General features: G+C 34.1%; 14 protein-coding genes. 9 read left to right on the forward strand and 5 right to left on the reverse strand.

All coding sequences use genetic code 11. The features are described 5' to 3' along the window. Positions 1–6: 6 nt before the first annotated feature. Complete coding sequence (recJ, locus tag OOK99_RS00795; protein WP_264719886.1) at positions 7–1,746, reverse strand: single-stranded-DNA-specific exonuclease RecJ; 1,740 nt, start codon at positions 1,744–1,746, stop codon at positions 7–9. 645 nt (positions 1,747–2,391) lie between these two features. On the opposite strand from recJ, the gene miaB reads away from it, so the two are divergent. From miaB to OOK99_RS00810, 3 genes are all read left to right on the forward strand, one after another. After that, positions 2,392–3,714: a tRNA (N6-isopentenyl adenosine(37)-C2)-methylthiotransferase MiaB gene (gene miaB, locus OOK99_RS00800; protein WP_264720205.1), complete on the forward strand. Its 1,323-nt coding sequence runs from the start codon at positions 2,392–2,394 to the stop codon at positions 3,712–3,714. A 436-nt stretch (positions 3,715–4,150) separates the two neighbouring features. After that, entirely contained in the window at positions 4,151–7,321 is a 3,171-nt protein-coding gene (ileS, locus tag OOK99_RS00805; RefSeq protein WP_264719887.1) for an isoleucine--tRNA ligase, read from the forward strand. Between the two features lie 44 nt (positions 7,322–7,365). Further along, positions 7,366–10,128, forward strand: coding sequence for a hypothetical protein (locus OOK99_RS00810; RefSeq protein WP_264719888.1), 2,763 nt, complete (start codon positions 7,366–7,368; stop codon positions 10,126–10,128). On the opposite strand, the gene pheT is transcribed toward OOK99_RS00810, so the two are convergent. Together pheT and OOK99_RS00820 are read right to left on the reverse strand one after the other, a co-directional pair. After that, positions 10,125–12,464, reverse strand: coding sequence for a phenylalanine--tRNA ligase subunit beta (pheT, locus tag OOK99_RS00815; RefSeq protein WP_264719889.1), 2,340 nt, complete (start codon positions 12,462–12,464; stop codon positions 10,125–10,127). The genes OOK99_RS00810 and pheT overlap by 4 nt on opposite strands. 110 nt (positions 12,465–12,574) lie before the next feature. Next, positions 12,575–12,844 carry a hypothetical protein gene (locus OOK99_RS00820; protein WP_254229521.1) on the reverse strand — a complete coding sequence of 90 codons (270 nt, stop codon included), beginning with the start codon at positions 12,842–12,844 and terminating at the stop codon, positions 12,575–12,577. A gap of 216 nt (positions 12,845–13,060) precedes the next feature. Here OOK99_RS00820 and OOK99_RS00825 point away from each other — a divergent pair, with 216 nt between their 5' ends. The 6 genes from OOK99_RS00825 to OOK99_RS00850 are packed head-to-tail and all read left to right on the forward strand — an operon-like array spanning position 13,061 to position 17,612. Beyond that, positions 13,061–13,786 (forward strand): F0F1 ATP synthase subunit A, encoded by a 726-nt coding sequence (locus OOK99_RS00825; RefSeq protein ID WP_007302047.1) that lies wholly within the window; start codon positions 13,061–13,063, stop codon positions 13,784–13,786. Between the two features lie 59 nt (positions 13,787–13,845). Then, positions 13,846–14,073 (forward strand): F0F1 ATP synthase subunit C, encoded by a 228-nt coding sequence (locus OOK99_RS00830; RefSeq protein WP_006014985.1) that lies wholly within the window; start codon positions 13,846–13,848, stop codon positions 14,071–14,073. Between the two features lie 3 nt (positions 14,074–14,076). After that, the gene (locus OOK99_RS00835) at positions 14,077–14,556 is read left to right on the forward strand and encodes a F0F1 ATP synthase subunit B family protein (RefSeq protein ID WP_007302046.1); all 480 of its coding nucleotides are present in this window, start codon (positions 14,077–14,079) and stop codon (positions 14,554–14,556) included. A 7-nt stretch (positions 14,557–14,563) separates the two neighbouring features. Continuing rightward, positions 14,564–15,040 (forward strand): F0F1 ATP synthase subunit B family protein, encoded by a 477-nt coding sequence (locus OOK99_RS00840; RefSeq protein WP_052264897.1) that lies wholly within the window; start codon positions 14,564–14,566, stop codon positions 15,038–15,040. 5 nt (positions 15,041–15,045) lie between these two features. Further along, positions 15,046–16,635 (forward strand): glycosyltransferase family 2 protein, encoded by a 1,590-nt coding sequence (locus OOK99_RS00845; RefSeq protein ID WP_319803432.1) that lies wholly within the window; start codon positions 15,046–15,048, stop codon positions 16,633–16,635. Beyond that, positions 16,617–17,612 (forward strand): COX15/CtaA family protein, encoded by a 996-nt coding sequence (locus OOK99_RS00850; protein ID WP_264719891.1) that lies wholly within the window; start codon positions 16,617–16,619, stop codon positions 17,610–17,612. Before OOK99_RS00845 ends, OOK99_RS00850 begins: the two co-directional genes overlap by 19 nt. Here the strand turns inward: OOK99_RS00850 and OOK99_RS00855 are convergent. Then, positions 17,595–19,574 (reverse strand): acetyl-CoA carboxylase biotin carboxylase subunit, encoded by a 1,980-nt coding sequence (locus OOK99_RS00855; RefSeq protein ID WP_264719892.1) that lies wholly within the window; start codon positions 19,572–19,574, stop codon positions 17,595–17,597. The genes OOK99_RS00850 and OOK99_RS00855 overlap by 18 nt on opposite strands. A gap of 61 nt (positions 19,575–19,635) precedes the next feature. Then, positions 19,636–20,313, reverse strand: a complete 678-nt coding sequence (locus OOK99_RS00860; RefSeq protein WP_264719893.1) for an ankyrin repeat domain-containing protein — start codon at positions 20,311–20,313, stop codon at positions 19,636–19,638. Positions 20,314–20,373: the final 60 nt, after the last annotated feature.

The raw sequence follows: 20,373 nt of genomic DNA on the forward strand, positions 1-20,373 counted from the left end.
AGTAACTTAACTAATGGTTAAGACATCTTCTATCAAAAACTGCACAAATTCATTGCCATTCCAGTAATTCATAGAGATTTTACCTAAAATTGATTTAACATTTCCCTGCATGATAGCAGAGCCAAGCTCAGTATTTGCAGAGCGAAACGCAATAGCTTTTACCATAACATTATCATCAGCAATAAAACATTTTATATGATCAACTCCTATAACTTCCGGCTTTCTTATCTTTGCCCCTTGAATGATGAATCTCGGTTCAGGATTGCCAACACCAAATGGCTCTAAGCGTTGCAATTGATTCCACAAGGATAAGTTTATTGCTTTAGCTGTTACTATGCCATCGGCTTTTATGATTTTGTCATTTGTAGAGTTTGCAAATCTTTCAGTAAAAAAATCATATAGATCACCTATTTTACCTTCCTCAATCGAAAATCCTGCTGCCATACTGTGACCACCACCTTCAATGATTAGGTTGGTAAATTTTGCAGAAAGAACCGCAGCGCCAATATCTATCCCAGAAATTGACCTGCAGCTTGCTTTTCCTATTCCATTGTTTAAAGATATCACTATCGTTGGTAAGTGAAACTGCTCTTTTAGTCTTGATGCAATGATACCAATTATTCCCTGGTGCCAATTACCACTTACCATTATAAAATTTACACCTAAGTGGGCAAAATTTTCCGCTTGTGTTGTAGCTTCCAAAATAGCCTCATTTTCTAGCATTTTTCTTGCATTATTCAAATCTATTAGTTTTAGCGCGATTGAATGTGCATCATCATCATCATCGGTGGAAAGCAACCTTGCACCGAGCGATGCTTCTCCAATTCTTCCTCCGGCATTTATACATGGCCCAATACTAAACCCTAATCGTGAAACACTTGGTTTTTCAAGGATTCCCAAAGCGTCAAACAAAACACGTAAGCCAACATTTTTTCTTGCTGACATAACTTTTAATCCTTGTAAAACAAAAGCCCTATTTAGGCCTGTAATCTGCATAACATCACAGACAGTTCCAAGAGCAACCAAATCCAGTAGATCAAATAAATCTGGTTCTTTTTTGTTGGTAAAAAATCCTTGCTCACGTAGGCTTCTGTTAAGAGCAACAATTAGCAGAAATGACACTCCAACTGCTGCAAGATTAGTATAAGGAGAGCTCTCATCAAGGCGGTTTGGGTTAACAATCGCTACAGCGATTGGTAGTTTTTCTGTTCCAAGGTGATGGTCGACAACTATAATATCAAGTCCAAAGACTTTTGCATCTTCTATTGGTTGATATGCAAGCGTACCGCAATCAACAGAAATACATAAATCAATTCCGTTCTTTTTAAGTTGTAATAAAGCATCTGTGTTCAATCCATAGCCCTCATCAACACGATCTGGAATATAGATTATAGAGCGTGTTCCAATCGCTCTTAGGTACCTATTAATCAATGCTGATGACGTTGCACCATCAACATCATAATCACCAAATATTGCAATTTTTTCATTATTTTTTATTGCCCGTATTATACGAGAAACAGCTTTATCCATATCAAGGAGGTGAAAGGGATCTGGTAATAGCGATTTGATTAGTGGATATAAGAAGTCATGTGCATTTTCTATGTTAACACCACGAGCAACTAATATTCTTGCTAATATTTCTGGCAACTCAAATCTCTGTATAAGAGTTAAAATCTCCCTTTGATCTGCTTCTTGTAACTTCCAAAGTGCATTTGTTATGCTGCGTTTTTCAATATCAAGTAGCATGCTCTTTATAAATAAAACTACTTTACCAGAACTTTTAAGCTTGTTCTATAATTGTGTTAGACTTCTGTATAACCTAAAGAAAGATATAGGAGAGTGTCACTCGAAAGGAATCACATTTATTTTGATAAAGAGCATCTGCAGAATCTGATACTTCTTCTTGCATAACATGCTCTTTAATTAGTATTATATCCATATTAGTATATAAGTGTGAATATTATATTAGTGTAATTACTTTTTGGTATACATGACAAATTTATGCCTGGAAACAGTTTTTGGCTACTTAAGCCTTTTCTACCTTTATTTCATATTCTTTAAAGTATTTTTTGCACTTTCTTTATAAAAACCATAGGTACCAATCGGTTTTTAGCTTAAGAATAAAGGTTAAGTATCTGGAATTCTGGACATAAAATCCTCCTGAAAGATTAGAAAGACATACTACAGTATAAACCGAAGAAGATACGCTACACTTTTTATTGAGAAATTGACTGAAAAGTCTGCAGACTGAGATAGATTTTTGAGCTCTTAAAATACCCCTACTGTTAGAGTAAGGAAAGCGAGAAGGTTTGTCAAGCAATCTTTATTGGCTGTTGTACTGGAATCCAGTTTTTCATATAATTTACTAGGATTTATATGAAGAATTTTAATATGAAAGGCCTATACATTAAAACTTACGGCTGTCAGATGAACGTTTATGACTCTGTTTTAATGGAGAATATAGTTAAGCCTCTAGGGTTCAGTGTTGTGAGTGATGCAGAACAAGCTGATTTGGTGATATTAAATACTTGTCATATTAGAGAGAAGGCAACAGAAAAACTTTATTCAGAGCTTGGAAGGATTCATTCATCACAAAAAAATAAGGAAATTACTATAGTGGTGGCTGGATGTGTAGCGCAAGCAGAGGGAGAAGAAGTGTTCAGAAGGGCTCCTTTTGTTGATATTGTTGTTGGTCCGCAGAGTATTCCTGCTTTACCGGAGTTGATAGTCAAAGCAAGTAGAAGTAAAGGTCATATAATAAATACTGATTTTCCAGAAGTTGCAAAGTTTGATAAATTGCCGGATGAATGTTATGGCAATAATCAAGGGTCTTCTGCGTTTCTTGCTATACAAGAAGGTTGTGATAAATTTTGTACGTTTTGTGTGGTGCCTTACACTCGCGGGGCTGAGTACTCACGACCAGTAAATGAAATATTTCGTGAAGCATTGAATTTGGTTAAAAACGGAGCAAAGGAAATTACTTTACTTGGTCAGAACGTCAATGCTTATCATGGAGAGTGCGAAGGAGAGGTGTGGGATTTAGGAAAATTAATTAGTCACATTGCTAAAATTGAAAAGCTAGAAAGAATCCGCTACACAACTTCTCATCCAAGAGATATGCACGAATCTCTCTATTTGGTACATGCGGAGGAATCAAAACTCATGCCGTTTGTTCACCTACCTGTGCAGTCAGGTTCGAATAAAATATTGCATGCAATGAACAGGAAACACACTGCAGAGGAGTATTTGGAAATAATAGACAGATTGCGCAAATTGAAACCTGAAATCGAATTTTCTTCTGATTTTATTGTTGGTTTTCCTGGAGAAACTGAAAAAGATTTTGAGGAAACTATGAAGTTAGTAGAAAAAGTAAAGTACGCTCAGGCTTATAGTTTTAAATATAGCCCAAGGCCAGGAACGCCAGGGGCGGAAAGAAAAGATCAAGTACCAGAAGAGGTTAAAACAGAGCGTCTTCTTCGTTTACAGGAATTAATTAGCAAGCAACAACTTGAATTTAATCAGAGTATGATAGGAAAAACTATTCCTGTTCTATTCAGTGATAAAAAAGGTAAACACCAAAATCAAATTATTGGTAAAAGCCCATACATGCAATCAGTATGCGTTGATGATCCTGACGATAAATACAAAGATAAAATAGTAAATGTAAGGATATTGGAAGCTCGGCAAAATAGTTTGTTGGGATGCGCTGCCTAATTAGAGAAAAGTGCTCCCATGGTCTCATGTAGAAGCACTTTGTGTGTTTTTATAAGTTTATAAGCTATCTAGATTTAATCCTTAAAGGACTACAACTCTCTGTTACGCAATCATATGAGACTTGATATAATAGATTTGCGGGATTTTTTTTCTTTTCCCACTGATAGTGTACTTTTTCAACCTTTCCAGAATTATTATATTCATAAGAAAGCGATCTCCAAATAACGCTGCTTTTACTATTATTTTTGTTAGCATCGTGAAATTTCTGATAAGGTCAACTGTTATTGTCTTTATTCATCTTTAACTTAAGTAAATAAGTCTGATTTATTAATATGCTGTATAATAATGTCAACACCTATCAATGTTTATAGAAACAGAGTTTTTGGATTTGTAATTTTCTGGAAAGCTCTATATTTTTTGATTTTATCCAGTTAAAATGAATATGAAGTATTATCCTGATACAAGCAGCAGTCCTGATTTTTCATTGCTAGAAAAGGAAATCATAAAATTTTGGCAGGAAAATAAAATTTTTGAGCAGTCAGTCGAGAAACGTTCCAAGGATCATTGTTTTGTATTTTATGATGGGCCTCCGTTTGCAAATGGACTTCCGCATTACGGACACTTGCTTACTGGTTTTATAAAAGATGCATTTGCAAGATATCAAACTATGCTGCAAAAAAGGGTTGAACGCAGATTTGGTTGGGATTGCCATGGGCTACCGGCTGAGATGGGCGCGGAAAAGGAACTTAGAATATCTGGTAGAACTGAGATAGAGAAATTTGGCATTGAAAAATTCAATAATCATTGCCGTACTTCTGTGATGAAATTTTCATCAGAATGGGAGAAGTATGTAAATAGACAAGCAAGATGGGTAGATTTTCACAATGACTATAAGACTATGGATAAGTCATTCATGGAGTCGGTCATGTGGGCATTTAAGCAGCTTTATGATAAAGGTCTGGTGTATGAATCAATACGCGTTGTTCCCTATAGCTGGGCGTGCGAAACTCCACTCTCTAATTTTGAAACAAGGCTTGATAATGCATATAGAGAAAAAATTAGCAAAGCTGTAACTGTTGCTTTTGAACTTTTAGAAAACCCAAAGCAATTTAAACAAAAATGTAAGTTGCTTGCTTGGACTACAACCCCTTGGACGTTGCCAAGCAACCTCGCACTGGCAGTAGGGGAGGATATTGAGTATTGTATGGTGTTAGTAAATGGTGAAGTCTGCATCTTTGCTGAAAGTTATTTAGAGAAATTTGTCAGCCACTGTGAACAAAGCAATATTCAATATGAAAACTGTAATACAAAACTTAAAGCGAGTGATCTTGCAGGTCTTTCCTATAAACCACTGTTTGATTACTTTAAAGATACAAAGAATGCGTTCCGTGTTTTCATTGCTGATTATGTTACAGGAGAAGATGGTACTGGTGTTGTGCACACTGCTCCTGGATTTGGTGAAGAAGATTTTTACCTTTGCCAAAGACATGATATTCGGGCTGTTTGTCCAATTGATAACGCTGGAAAGTTTACTGCTGAAGTTTCAGATTTGGCAGGAGTTCATGTTTTTGATGCTAATGATACAGTAATCAAGAAATTAAAAAGGCAGGGGAGCTGGTTGAAAACTGAGCAATATATTCACAATTATCCACACTGCTGGAGAACTGACACTCCTTTAATCTACCGCACTATGCCTTCTTGGTATGTTGCTGTGACAAAGTTTAAGGGAAGAATGACAGAGCTAAATAAGAGAGTTAATTGGATGCCAAATCATATAAGAGATGGTCAATTTGGAAAATGGCTTGAAGGAGCGCACGACTGGTCTATTTCACGCAATCGATTCTGGGGTACTCCAATTCCTGTGTGGAAATCAGACGATGCAAAATATCCAAGAGTGGATGTGTATGGCTCAATAGCAGAACTAGAGCGAGACTTTAATGTTAAGATAGATGACTTGCACAGACCGTTTATCGATACTTTGACGAGACCAAATCCTGATGATCCAACAGGAAAATCAGTTATGCGTCGTGTACCTGATGTATTTGACTGTTGGTTTGAATCTGGCTCAATGCCATTTGCGCAAGTTCACTATCCGTTTGAAAATAAGGAGTGGTTTGAGAGTAATTTTCCTGCAGATTTTATCACCGAGTATATAGCACAAACAAGAGGATGGTTCTATACGCTTTTTGTACTTTCCACTGCTTTATTTGATAGTGAGCCATTTAAGAACTGCATATGCCACGGCGTTGTTTTGGATGTAAAAGGGCAGAAATTATCCAAACGTCTGAATAATTATGCGGACCCAATGGAAGTGTTTGACAAATATGGTTCTGATGCGCTGCGTTTTCTTATGCTGTCTGGTTCCATTGTCTGCGGTGGTAATTTACTACTCGACAAAGAAGGAAATTTAGTTCGTGATGTTCTAAAAAACGTAATAAAACCTATTTGGAACAGTTATCACTTTTTTACTATGTATGCAAATGCAGATGGAATTAAAGCTGAGATTTGTCAAGATTATCAAAGTACTATTGATCGCTACATGATTTCAAAATGTTTTGAAGCTGTGGAAGGTATCCAAGCTTCTATGAACAACTATAACTCACAGGAGGCTTGCAAAATCCTGACAGATTTCTTTGAAGTGCTAAATAACTGGTATATTCGTCGCAGTCGTGAGCGTTTTTGGAAAGGTGATTTAGATCAAGACAAAACTGACGCTTATAATGTGCTATACACAGTTTTTTATTACATGCTTCGGGCTGCAGCTCCTTTATTGCCACTTATAACAGAGACTATATGGCAGGGGCTTAGGTATGAAGAAACATCTGTTCATTTGGCTGGTTTCCCACAATTAGAGAGATATAATAGTCAGCTCATTGCCAAGATGGATTTGGTAAGAGAGATATGTAACTCTGCATTATCCATCAGAAATACGTTTAACATGCGCATCAGGCAGCCACTTGGCAGTATGACCATTTATCATAGGTCTTCCTGCGATTTCCTTGAAAATGAATATCAAGAGATAATAAGAGATGAGGTAAATGTAAAAAAATTAGAATTAGTAAACAGACTTGAAGATATTGCATCACTAGAGCTAAAACTAAATTTTCCGCTACTTGGTAAGAAGGTTGCAGATAAAATCAAGAAACTAGTTCAATATGTCAAAGAAGAAAAGTGGAAGCAAATTGAGAATGAGCAAATATTTCTGGGGGATGAAACAGAGAACTATACTATAGAAACAGGTGAATATGAACTATTGTTAAAAGCAAACAGTGAATATTCTTCTGTATTTGATAACAATAAAGGGATTGTTGTTCTGACTACTGAGCTCAATGACGAACTAATTCTAGAAGGACTCGCAAGAGATGTTGTGAGGCTTATTCAAGAAACTAGAAAACAAGCTGATTTCGATATATCAGACAGAATCAAAGTAATAATAAAAACAGAAGATGAAAAAATTAAGGAAGCAATAAATACATGGGTTGAATATATAAAAGATCAGACCCTTGCCTTATCTTTGGACACTAATAAAGAGATCGAGGCCGATTTCTATTCTAAGGAATACCAAGGTTTGACAGTTGGTATTAAGTTAATAAAGTTGCAAAGTTAGTAATGTTTATGCTATACTTAAATTGCTTTAAGTAGGGTGGTGATATGAATCAAGTTGTTGCAGATGGTCATAGAGAAGTTATTGATTTAAATAACAATAGTGATGGTTTAGGTAAAGTAGAATCTATTTCCAATGTTGCTTTGGAAGAGGAAGAAGAGTTTTTTGATGCTATGGAAGATGTTTCTAATGTAGAAGAAGGGAATGATTTAGGTCTTGCTAATTCAGAAGAGAAAGAAGAGTTTTTTGATGCTGTAAGTAAGCAGGATTGGTTAATTAAACAAATAGCTGCTTTTAATGTTCCGCTCAGTATATTCCATTATAAGGATTATGACTCTGACTTTTTTACCTCTTGGTATAATATGTCAAGCGAAATATTGAAAGAGATAAACAGAGCTTGCCCAGAGAAGAAAGTATTAAATTTAGCTCTGTCAGTTTTAATGCTCCCTTATATTGCTTTTACTGCACTGGGGTTAGTCATATACAGTAGATTTAAAGCAAATAGCAAGACACAAGAAGGTGTAGTGGAAGATAAGACAAAAAAGAGTGAAACAGGTGTGCCAAAAAGATTGGCATATGGCGCTCTTGCTGCAATGGCAATTTTTGTTAATGTGACTGTGCTTGTAGCCTTAATCGTTCCTGCAACAGTTGCTTTGGCTACTTTTTATCTTTTAAATAGAGATTTATCTCGCTCTTTAGTTACTGCTCTTAAAATAACTATGGGGCAGTATTCTAATAAGCACCAAAATATAGAGGTATCTTTTCATGAAATGGAGGTTTCTGAGTCAAGCATTGCATATGATATGGAAATAAAGTTTCCACCGCAATTTAAACAATTACTTAGAGATTTGTGCGATAATGAAAATAATCAGTGGTTTAGTGTAACGCGGGATTCAGAGCGCAATATCGTACTGAAATTGTCAACTAACATCAATTTAAAAAATGGTCTTAAGCCCTTACATAGTGAAATCAAGAATGTGCTTGCAACTTCGATTCAAGAATGCGCAAGAACTATGGAAGAGCTGATGAAGCTAAAAAAGAAAGATATTACACATGATAAACTGAAGGAATTATTGAGTGAATTCAGGCTGAAAGTGGTGAGTAGCATAGATTCTAAGTTGACAACTCACTTAATAGAAAATGCTTATCAAGTTGCTTTTATACAAGCAATTAAGTTTCATCAAAATAGACGGGAAGAAGATTTTTTACTGGAGGATGAGCTAAAAAATACTTTAGTGAAACAGAAATTAGAAAGTCAAGGTAAGGAATTACCAAATGAGAAAGAGATGATAATAAAAGATCTGAGAAAAGCAGGAGCAAAAGTACCAGATATCTTAGAAGATAGTGAGCTTCCTGTATTTAAAGCAGAATGGGAACGGCTTAAAGAAGAAAGGAAAATATCTAAGAGGGCAATTATTGATGTTTATGAGGATATATATCCTCAAGAAACGAAGAAAGCTCTAGATAACACTAAAAGAGAGATTGAGTGTTTAAAAAAAGAAGGACAGGAAAGATATATTAGGATACATGAAAAATTGAAAGCAATATATGATGAAGGAAAAAATAACTTAACATACAATGATTTAAAAAGGAAATTAGAGGATCTTTTTAAGTTCGAGTATAATGATCAAGAAGTTGAGCAAAAGCTAATAAAATCAGTAATGAAAAAAGCAAAGGGTGAGTTAGGTCGATTAGGCATGCTTAGCTTAATAGATCAGTTTCAAAGTTTAGAAAAGAAGATAAAACATCATTCTAGCAAGAAAAGTTTAAAAGAAGCTTTAGATGAAGTGAATGATTTTATAGCAAAGATGTATTTAGAAATAACGAAACGTAAAACGCAAGATTTGTTTAAAAGTCAAGCAAAGGGTATAGAGAATTCATGTAAGCTGTTAGAGGAAAAGGAGCCGGATTTAGTACAGAGGATTAATGTGCACCGAGTGAAAATTGCAGAATGCTTAGATCAACCTATATCGTTAAGAGAAGTAATAGAAGAAAGTAAGGATTTAAATAAGTACTTAGAAGATGAGCGAAAGAGAAAAGGAGAAAAGCATCCAAATACAAAGCTAATACAGAAGCACTTAGAAAATAACAAAGAAATTCTAAAAGCATTAGAACAGTTAAAATTAGAAAAAGAAGGATTATTGATAAATGAAAAAACAAAAAATAATTATAGAGAAGAGCTAGAATCTCGTGAAAAAATAAAATTTGCAATAATAGAGGATGATTTACTGGAGGCGTTCGAGCATGAAATTTTTGATGAAGAAGCAATTAAGAAGTTGCTAGAGAAAGCAGAGCTTGGGTACTATTTGGCAGAAAAGTGCATAAAAAGTCCTGTAATTAAAATGAAAGATAATATCAAACACTTTTGTCAAGATTTATTGTCTCCTCTAGTAGATAGATTAGCAAATCTTATAATAAATAATGTACCAAAAGATAATAAGAGTGGTGTGTGGAGGATTTGGAACTCTCTCAAAGTTGGTTTTAATTATAATGTGATTGGATGGTCAGCTACTGTAAACAAAGATAATAGCACAGAAGGGAAAGCATTGAGTGTGGCACATGATACTCATAAGGAAGTAGAGACATTTCTTCAACATTTTCAATCAAGTTATGAGGAAGTAGGAGTTTTTTTGGGTAATTTATTTTCTGATGATGGAACGACATTTAAAAATGATGTATGGCCTAAAGTAGAAGAGCATTTGCATGGAATGTGGGATAGGTTTTTCAAGGATATTGAATTCAAGATAGGGAATAAATTGGATGAAGTAAACGTGACACAGCAAAATCAGGAAACGGCGATTACGGCTTAATGATGAGCTCTCAAAGTTCCTTCAGTATTTTCACACACTAAGTTGACTATCATATTTGATTCTTTTTGGATTTCCTCTTCAGTTAAAGTGTGAGTTGGAGAGCAGAAAGTAACTGACAATGCTATAGACATCTTATTCGGCTCTATGTTATTTCCATGGTATACATCGAATATCAAAACTTCTGTGATGAGCTCTGAGCTTTTTTTCACCATATTGATTATGCTACCTACTACTATGTCTTTACTCACAATAAATGCAAAATCGCGTTTTACACTTTGATATTTATAATCGATAAATTTTTTCTTACTTACAGGTAAATTTTCAATGTTTTCTAGCATCACTTCAAAGGCTACAATTTTTTGTTTGATATCAAAAGAATCCAGTACACTTGGGTGCAATTCCCCAAAATAACCAACTATTTTACTTCTAAAAGATAAGGTGCCTGACTTTCCTGGGTGATAATATTCTTTTTCTGCTCTTTCTATTGTTAAATTATCACAATTAATGTTAAAAAATTCCAAAGCCGTTATGAGGTCAGCCTTTGCGTCAAAAACATCTATTTTTCTATCAGTGTTATAATGGTTTCGCGGTAAATTATTTCCTGATCTAATTCCACTTAAAACGTACTTAGATTGAGCTTCACCATTGTAAATTGGTCCAATTTCAAAAATTGCGAGATCAGATATCCCGTGAGCAATATTATCTACAGTGACTTGCAACAAATTTGGTATGACACTTGGCCTCATTGTATTAAAGTTATTATTAAATGGATTATCGATGATAAATAACTTATTCAAGTAACCAAACTTTTCAGCTATTGATTCACTCATAAAAGACCAAGTCATCACTTCATGAAATCCTCTGCTTGTCATTAAAATGCGCAAATCATCCTGTGTATCAAATTCTACCACAACATCGCCTGCTAATGGCTCTTCCTTTATTTTATCATAGCCGTATATTCTTACTACCTCTTCAACTAGGTCAGCAGGTATGGTTATGTCTGGTCTCCAGCTTGGTACATGTACGCTCCAATTATTTTCAGTTCTTTTATCAATACTAAACCCTAATTTTGTTAAAATATTGAGTACTTCATCAGGTGATGCAGATACACTTCCAAGTTTGTTTGCATTCTGATAATCAAAATTTATCTTGGTATCAGCCTTATTCAGATTACCAGCAGACACTACACTTGACACTTCTCCACCACATAACTCCAAAATCACCTGGGCTACAAGATTCAGCCCATCAAGAATGAATCCATGATCAACTGAGCGTGCAAACCTGTAACTTGAGTCTGTGGAGATGCTGAGCTGCCTTGAAGATTTAGTGATAGAGATGGGGTCAAACCAAGCAGACTCTAAAAAGATATCAGTAGTCTCAAGAGTGCATTCACTGTACTTACTGCCCATAATTCCAGCAATTGCCTGAACGTTTTTATCATCAGAAATAACGCTTATGTCTTTGTTTAATAAGTACTCTTTATCATTTAAACCAATAAATTTTTCTTCGTCATTTGCTTTGCGTACTATGAGCTCTCCTTCTATTTTTTTTGCATCATACGCGTGCATCGGGCGCCCGAAAGATATCATAATGTAATTAGTAATATCAACTATTGCAGAAATGGAGCGCATTCCTATCGATTCCAATTTATCTTTTAGCCATTTTGGACTCTCTTTATTTTTTACATTAGTGATATATACTCCACTAATAAAACTCTCCCCATCGATGACTTTGACGTTTATTAGTGAGTTCATAGAAGCGGTAAGTTGTGGAATGATTAAAGTCTTTAACGTTCCAATTCCAGTTGCTGCTAGATCACGTGCTATTCCATAAACACCTAAGCAATCTCCACGGTTTGGAGTGATGTTTATGTCAATTACAGGATCGCAATTGAAAAATTTATCTCCTGTTTTATAATCATCAGAAAGCTCGATTATTCCTTCACTTTCATCTTGAGTCAGCGAAAGCTCAGAGGCAGAGCAGAGCATCCCTTCACTTAGCACTCCTCTTATTTTTGTAGGCTTAATTGTAAAGTTGCTTTCTGGCAATGTGCTACCAAGAAATGCAAGTACAGTTTTCATGCCTTCTTTAACATTTTTTGCTCCGCAGACTATCTGCAGAACTTTACTTCCATCATTTACTCTACATAATTTTAATTTATCAGCATTTGGATGAGGTGCGACTTCTAATACTTCTGCAACAACAAACCCGGCCAATCTGGAATTGTCGATCACATTCTCTACTTCCAACCCTATGTGAGTTAATTTATCAGTAATTTCCTCTAAACTAGCATTGGTTTCTAAGTACTCTAATAACCAAGATAATGTGAACTTCATTTATCTAACAAGAAACAACAATTCATTGTAATGTAAAATGTGATGTTTTTAAAGTTTGTTGTAATAAGTGGCTTCTATATTGCAAGAAACAACAGAGAAGCCTACTCTTTCTACAAAGAAAGAATTTTCTTTATATCACCTTTGCAGTCCATTTTCATGCAGAGTTGAATGTTCATATTGTGATCATCTATATGGAAATTATAAATGTAAGCATCACCAGTGAAATTTCCTATAACATCATGGCTTTCATTTAGCATTTCACCTGCCATGTGGAAAAGACCAGTGTCTGAGTTAGAAGAATAATCTGTAAACTTGATGTACCCGTTACCACATTCCTGTTCTAAATTTAAAGGTGGATTAGTAAAATCTATTTCGTTCATAATTGCCTCATATTAAAATTAAATTATAGTTAAAATAAGATGTTAAGTCAAGAATTTAGAATAAGATTGGTAGCTGACTATAATTTGCATTTTAATTGTATATTTTGTTAATATGTTAATGCTATAATAATACAGAGCTCCTTATATTAATTCTTGACTTTATTCTATAAAATTTATACTTTATTTACTGCTGCAGTTTAAGTATACAGGGTCAAAATGGCGTTAAATCCGCTAGAACAATTTAAAGTATATACAATAATAGAACTACCAAAATTATTTGGGTATGACATAAACTTTACCAACTCATCTCTTTTTATGATGATCTCGGTGATATTAATGGTACTGTTTTTGCTCCTTGGAATAAGAAAAGGTGCAGTAATACCAGGATATTTGCAAGCTGCAGTTGAATATGTATATGATTTTGTTGTTTCAATAATAGAAAGTAACACTGGAAGCAAAGGTTTGGAGCACATTCCTTTGATATTTACAGTATTTATTTTCATTTTATCGTGTAATTTAGTTGGTGTTCTTCCTTATAGTTTCACAGTTACAAGTCATGTGATAGTTACCTTCGCTTTATCAATGGTGGTTTTTACTTATATAACGATTGTTGGGTTTAAAGAAAGAGGAGTAGAATTTTTACGCATATTGCTACCAAAAGGAACTCCTTCGTGGCTTGCACCTATAATCATCATTATTAAATTATTTGCTTATTTAGTAAGACCGATTAGTTTATCAATAAGGCTTGCAGCAAATATGATTGCGGGTCATACAATCATCAAAGTGATAGCAGGATTCGTCATAAATATGAACATATTTTTTACACCTGCACCTTTTTTGTTTATAATTGCACTAATAGGATTTGAAGTATTTGTTGCAGTTTTGCAAGCTTATATATTTACTATATTAACATGTGTATATTTGTCAGATGCAGTAAAGTAATTGACTTCCTTGCAGAATATTTTACAATTATATTATAAAGAAATAGTTAAAGGTAATATATGGATTTAGTGGCTTTAAAATTTATAGCAATTGGTTTGGCTGTATTTGGAATGCTCGGTGCTGGTTTAGGTATAGCTAATATCTTCTCTGCTATGTTAAATGGGATTGCGAGAAATCCTGAGTCAGAAGGTAAAATGAAAAGTTACGTTTATATTGGTGCTGCCATGGTTGAAATCATGGGGTTGCTTGCGTTTGTACTTGCAATGTTATTAATATTTGCTGCTTAACAGATGCCACAGCTTGATGTTTCAACTTTCTCTTCTCAAATTTTTTGGTTTTTAATTTTTTTCTCTTCACTTTTTTTTGTAGTCAGTTGTTTGTTTTTACCGAAGTTAGATGAAATAATAAGCACTAGAAGTAAAGAAGTGTTAGATTCATTTAATAGTTCTATTCACCTTTTAAGACTTACAGAAGAGCAAATTGCCAAGTATAATGCAGCTTTAAATCAAGCTAGAGTACGGGCAAAAAAAATCATAGATGATGCATTTGCTCAAGTAGAAGAAATGAGAGCGAATGTTAAGGATATATTGGAAGAGGAAGACAAGAAGATGATTAAACTTGTTGAAGAAAAGGTAGTACAATTTAAATCTAAGTATATTAGTGAATTAAAACAAATGGCTACTAGTATTGCTTTGATTTACTATACTAAGTTAACTAATTCTGAGATTGAAGAGGAATTTGTTGCTGACTTGGTGTCAAAAGAATTTTAGGGTTTTTATGTCTACATTACTAGTTATAAGCCTTGCTTTTTTAGTAGGTTTTATCCTCTCATATAAATTGCTAAGGAAGGTAATAAAAAACGCGCTTAACAATAAACGTAACAAAAGCAAGTTTTCAAGTGAAGAAACTGAAAAATTCAGAAAAGATATGTTGGAGTATTACAAAAAATCTTCTGAAAAATACAAAAAATTAGATGCAGAAGTTAACAAAATGATGAATGAAGCACTTGATAAGGCTAATAGTATTATTAAGCATAATAGACAGCAACTCGATCAAACGTTAGATGAAAATGCCCATTCTAATTTGAAGAAAGTTACTGACCAAGTTGAAAAAGCTCTTGGGGATTTACAAGCTAACACAGCGAGTATAGCTGCTGATGCTGTAAAAAAAATAATGCATGAACGTAAAGATGATAAGCGTAGTAGTGAGGTTATATCTTCGTTTTCACGTGACTTGAGCAAAAAGTTGCATTAAGTTTAATGCCTGTACTTCAAACTGATAATGTAGAAAAAATTAAATTTGATTCTAGTTTATGCAAAGAACAAGAGAAACTTTTCTACTATAGGTTTAATATAATTCCTTGGCAAAAATTAAATGATACTACTTTTTTTATGGTTGAAGACATAAGCCAAGATATCAACCTTTGGGTCGAATCTCATTACGGTATTGAATATGTATTGATAAAAGTAGATAGCAAACAGATTTTAAATCTTCTTAACTCACACTTTGGTATTTCAGAATTCGCAAGTAACTACTTATATTATAAGAATCCTAATTTTTCAGCTAAAAGCATTAGGCTCAGTTCAATCTTTTTTTCCTCTTTCTTTGTTATGATTTCGACTTTAACACTGACAAAAAAATATGCATATTTTGCTTTGGTGTTGATATTTATAATCGGATGTTCTAGTTCTTTATTCAAATTTGTAACTAAAATTTTTGGCTTGCGTAAAATTTCTAACCAAAAAGCAGATTATGATAAGATGAATGAACCTATATATACTATTTTATTGCCTGCTTTTAAAGAGAATGCGGTTATAAAGCAATTGATTAAGAGCATTGAAAGTTTGGATTATCTAAAATCAAAATTAGATGTAAAGCTTGTGATAGAGAGCGATGATCAAGAAATGTTGGCAGCTATAGAAAAATGCACTTTACCACAGTATTTTGAAGTAATAAAAGTGCCTCATTCTCTGCCTAGAACAAAAGCTAAGTCATGCAATTATGCTATGAGCTTTGCTAGAGGAAAGTATGTGGTAATATATGATGCAGATGACAAGCCAGATCCGTTGCAGTTAAAAAAAGCACTAATTGAATTTAATAAGGGCGACGAAAAGTTGGCTTGTGTACAGGCGAAATTAAATTACTATAACTTTGGTTGCAATTTTCTTACAAAATTCTTTTCTCTCGAGTATATGAACTGGTTTCAATATTTTTTGCCTGGATTTCAAAAAATGAACATGCCAATACCTTTGGGCGGTAGCAGTAACCATTTTTCAGTGGAAATTTTAAAGAAAGTGCTTTTTTGGGATGCTTACAATGTCACTGAAGACGCTGACCTTGGTTTGAGACTTGCGCAAATGGGATATAAAACCAGGATTATTGATTCAGAAACATTGGAAGAATCACCAACTACTGTGTTTGCTTGGATCAAACAAAGAGCACGCTGGATTAAAGGTTATATGCAAACTTACATTGTTCACTTAAAAAATATAAAATTACTTTTTAAGCACACTGGACTCAAAGGAATTTTGCTATTAAACCTTTTTGTTGGTTCCTCAGCTTTGATGTTTTTTATGACTCCTTTTTTGTTGCTTTCATTGATACTAACTCAAGTTTTAAGTGGATTATTTTTATATTATTTTATAGTAGTATACGTTATTAACTTGATTTTTTTGATAATAGCTATCAAACAGCAAAAAATGCCTTTTTATTTTTATATAATATCAATATTTTTTCCCGTTTATAGTCTACTACATAGCGTTGCAGCTTTTCTCGCTTTGTGGGAATTTGTTATTCATCCTCAGCAATGGAACAAAACTCAGCATGGCTTATGGAAGCAAAACCTGTAGCTATTTGGCTTTTTCTCTGCTCTTTCATGGTGATTTGCATGGTGGGGATTGGTGGATTTACCAGACTTTCAAAAGCAGGATTGTCAATCACGGAATGGAAACCAATTACCGGAACATTGCCACCGCTTAGTGAACAAGACTGGATTAAAGAAAAAGTAAAATATGAAGCTACACCTGAATATAAAGCATTTAACTATGGTATGAGTATGGAAGAATTCCGCACCATATACTTAATAGAATACGTGCATAGACTAATTGCAAGGCTGACAGGTTTAGTTTTTATCTTACCATTTATATACTTTACACTAAAAAAAAGAATACCTAAAAATGCAGTAATAAGGTTATCTACAGCACTATTATTTGGAATTTTACAAGCTTTTGCCGGTTGGTATATGGTTAAAAGCGGTTTGGTATCTAATCCTCATGTTAGTCACTATAAGCTCGCACTTCACTTACTGCTTGCATTGGGTATCTTTGCATTATTGTCATATCAATTTTTTAATTACCAAATCAAACCAAAACAGATAATTAAAATTAATAGCAACATTACATGTTACATATGGATAATTTTAATCCTAGTTGCAATACAAATAATCTTCGGTGCATTTGTTGCAGGGTTAAATGCTGGTTTAATTTACAATACCTTTCCACTGATGGATGGACAAATTGTTCCGGAAGATTTATTTTTCTTACAGCCTACATGGCTCAATATCTTTGAAAATAGAGCAACAGTGCAATTTGTGCATAGAGTACTGGCATTGCTGATATTAGTTCTGGTAGCAATACTCACAATAAAAAATGCCAGTATAAGACCATTATATGTTATGCTATTCTCTGTCATCATTCAGGTAATTCTAGGAATAGTCACTTTGTTGCTGCATATACCAATGGCTATTGCTATAGCCCATCAAATGTTTTCATTTATCTTATTTGGATCAGGTTTATACTGCTTGCGTTATTTAAGAAATCAGATCTAATACCAAATCACCAGCATGTATATTTTTTCCTTCTTTAACAGGGATATTTTTTATCACCATTTCTGATTCAGCACATATTATATTTTCCATTTTCATTGCCTCTACAACAAATAGAGGTTGTCCTACCTCTACCTGATCTCCAGCATTGACATGTAATTTAACCAATAAACCAGATATTGGAGATTTCACAGTATCTACTGAAATCCCTTCAGTTTCATTATTTAGCATTAACCTGCTTAATTCAGCTATGTAAGGTTTCAATACAAAACATTCAACTTTCATACCCGCATGTTTTATGCAGTATTTGCTACCTTGCCTTTCTATTTTAAGTGCTATGTTGTTATCATCATTAATTGTTATATATAGCAATCTGTAACTTGATTTCCACTTACCCACCACGGAGTATTTATTGTGGTTATATACTGTTGTTAATGTGTTATCTTGATATTTTGCATTTACGGGATACTCATTGTCATCTATTTTCACTATGAATGCTTCATCTATTGACTTACTGTAATACCTTTCCTCATTTTCTAAGTGAACATACAGTGCAGTAAAAATAAATATTTTAATATATTCCTCTGTGATAAAATCACCTTGAAATCCACTGGGATAATGGTTGGGAATAAATCTCGTGTGGAGCTTTGCTGCAATAAAATTTGGATGATGGAAGATGGATTCTAGAAATTCTATGTTGTTTGTTACTTCTCCTATATAGCACTCAGATAAAGCTCTTTGCATTCTGCTGATTGCTTCTATTCTATCTTTTCCATAGGTTATAACTTTTGCAATCATTGAGTCGTAGAACACGCTGATTTCTGAACCGCTAGCTACTCCATCATCTATTCTTACATGATCATTTTCATCCGGTTTATCGTAATATTTTATTCTTCCGCTGGAAGGGAAAAATTTCTTTGATGGGTCTTCAGCACAAATTCTACTTTCTATTGCAGAACCAGTAAGTTTAATATCATCCTGATTGAATCTCAATTTTTCTCCACAGGAAGTTCTAATCATTTCTTCTACTATGTCTGTTCCTGTTACGAATTCTGTTACTGGATGCTCAACTTGTAATCTCGTATTTACCTCAAGAAAATAGAAGTTTTGGTCTTTATCAACAACAAACTCAACAGTGCCTGCTGAAAAATAGCCAACTTGTTTTGCAAGGGAGACACATTGAGCATACATTTTTTGTCTCACCTTTTCACTGATAAATGGACTTGGAGTTTCTTCTATTATTTTCTGGTTGTTTCTCTGTATCGAACATTCTCTCTCTCCAAGACACACTACATTCCCGTATTTGTCTGCTATAATTTGTATTTCAATGTGTCTTGGCAGCTCTATATATTTCTCTATAAAAATACTACCATCTTTAAAACTTTTTTCTGCTTCGTTTGTTGCTGATGTAAATGCTAGTTCAATTTCTTTTTTGGAATGTACAATTCGCATTCCTTTGCCACCACCACCTGATGCAGCTTTGAGCATAACGGGAAAACCAATTTCTTCAGCAACCATGGATGCATGGTCAGCGTTTTCGATCTTACCCATATATCCTGGCACTACATTTACTCCAGCCTTTCTTGCCTCTTCTTTTGCCGTTATTTTGTTGGCTGTAACTTCTATTGTTTCTGCACTTGGACCAATGAAATCTATGTTATGTTTTTCCAGAGCACGGGGAAAATCTGGATTTTCTGCTAAAAACCCATAGCCAGGATGAACCGCCTCGGCACCTGTTTCAACTGCTACTTCGCATATTTTTTCGATATTTAAGTAACTAAGATAAGCAGGCGAAGGGCCAATGTGCCTTGACTCATCTGCTTGCTTTACATGCACAGAATTTGCATCTGCATCTGAGTACACAGACACACAAGATATGCCCATCTTGTGCGCAGTTTTGATTATCCTGCAGGTAATCTCCCCTCTGTTCGCTACTAAAATCTTACTATACTTCTTTCTTATCATCTTATCAGTATACTTTCTTAAGTTAAGAAAGTAAATTTCTATATTATTTCCTGCAAGTACTTCATGTTGGGGCTAAACCACTATCTAAAAGTTGCATAACATCAGGATCTATCACTATAGTACTTTCGTTATAGAGGCCATATACTTCATTACATGCCTTAAATAACAGATATGAAGATCCTCCAGAAGCTATTGTTGCTATTGAAGCCAATGCAAGAGATTGAGAAGCCAAAAATAGAAGATACAAAGATACACACATAGTGATAGCACACACTATAGCTCCTACTATATATAAGCATATATGAAACTTCTTATTACATATAAAGCCACATTTTATATCTGCAATTTGCTTAACTTCCTTCCGCTCTGCAGGGTCCAAGAAATAAAGGGGTGATACTGCCTTCTTCCCGTCATCCTTAATATAGCTTTTATCGAGGAGTGCTTCCTTAATATATTTCTTATTGTTCTCAAGTTCCTTTTTTAAGCTTTTTACTTTCTCCCAATCTTTAGCTTCTTTTGCTTTCTTGACTCTGCTCTCAGTATCTTCTTCTAAATACTCTATAATCTCTTTTAACGCAGGTAACAGGAATCCTTCACTTGCTGCTATATGAAATGGGTTTCCATTTTCATCAATTCTATGCTTAGCTACACAAGCAACTCTTTTCTTGCAAGCTTCAATAAATTTATTTTCATCCTCTTTTGTTACAACTTCTCTTACAATTTCAAATAAATTACCCATATATACACCTCACTGCATTTACTAATATTGCAGTTTGTTAAAAATAAATGTAAATTGATC

Source organism: Wolbachia endosymbiont (group B) of Eucosma cana (assembly GCF_947250645.1).
Taxonomy (GTDB): Bacteria; Pseudomonadota; Alphaproteobacteria; order Rickettsiales; family Anaplasmataceae; genus Wolbachia.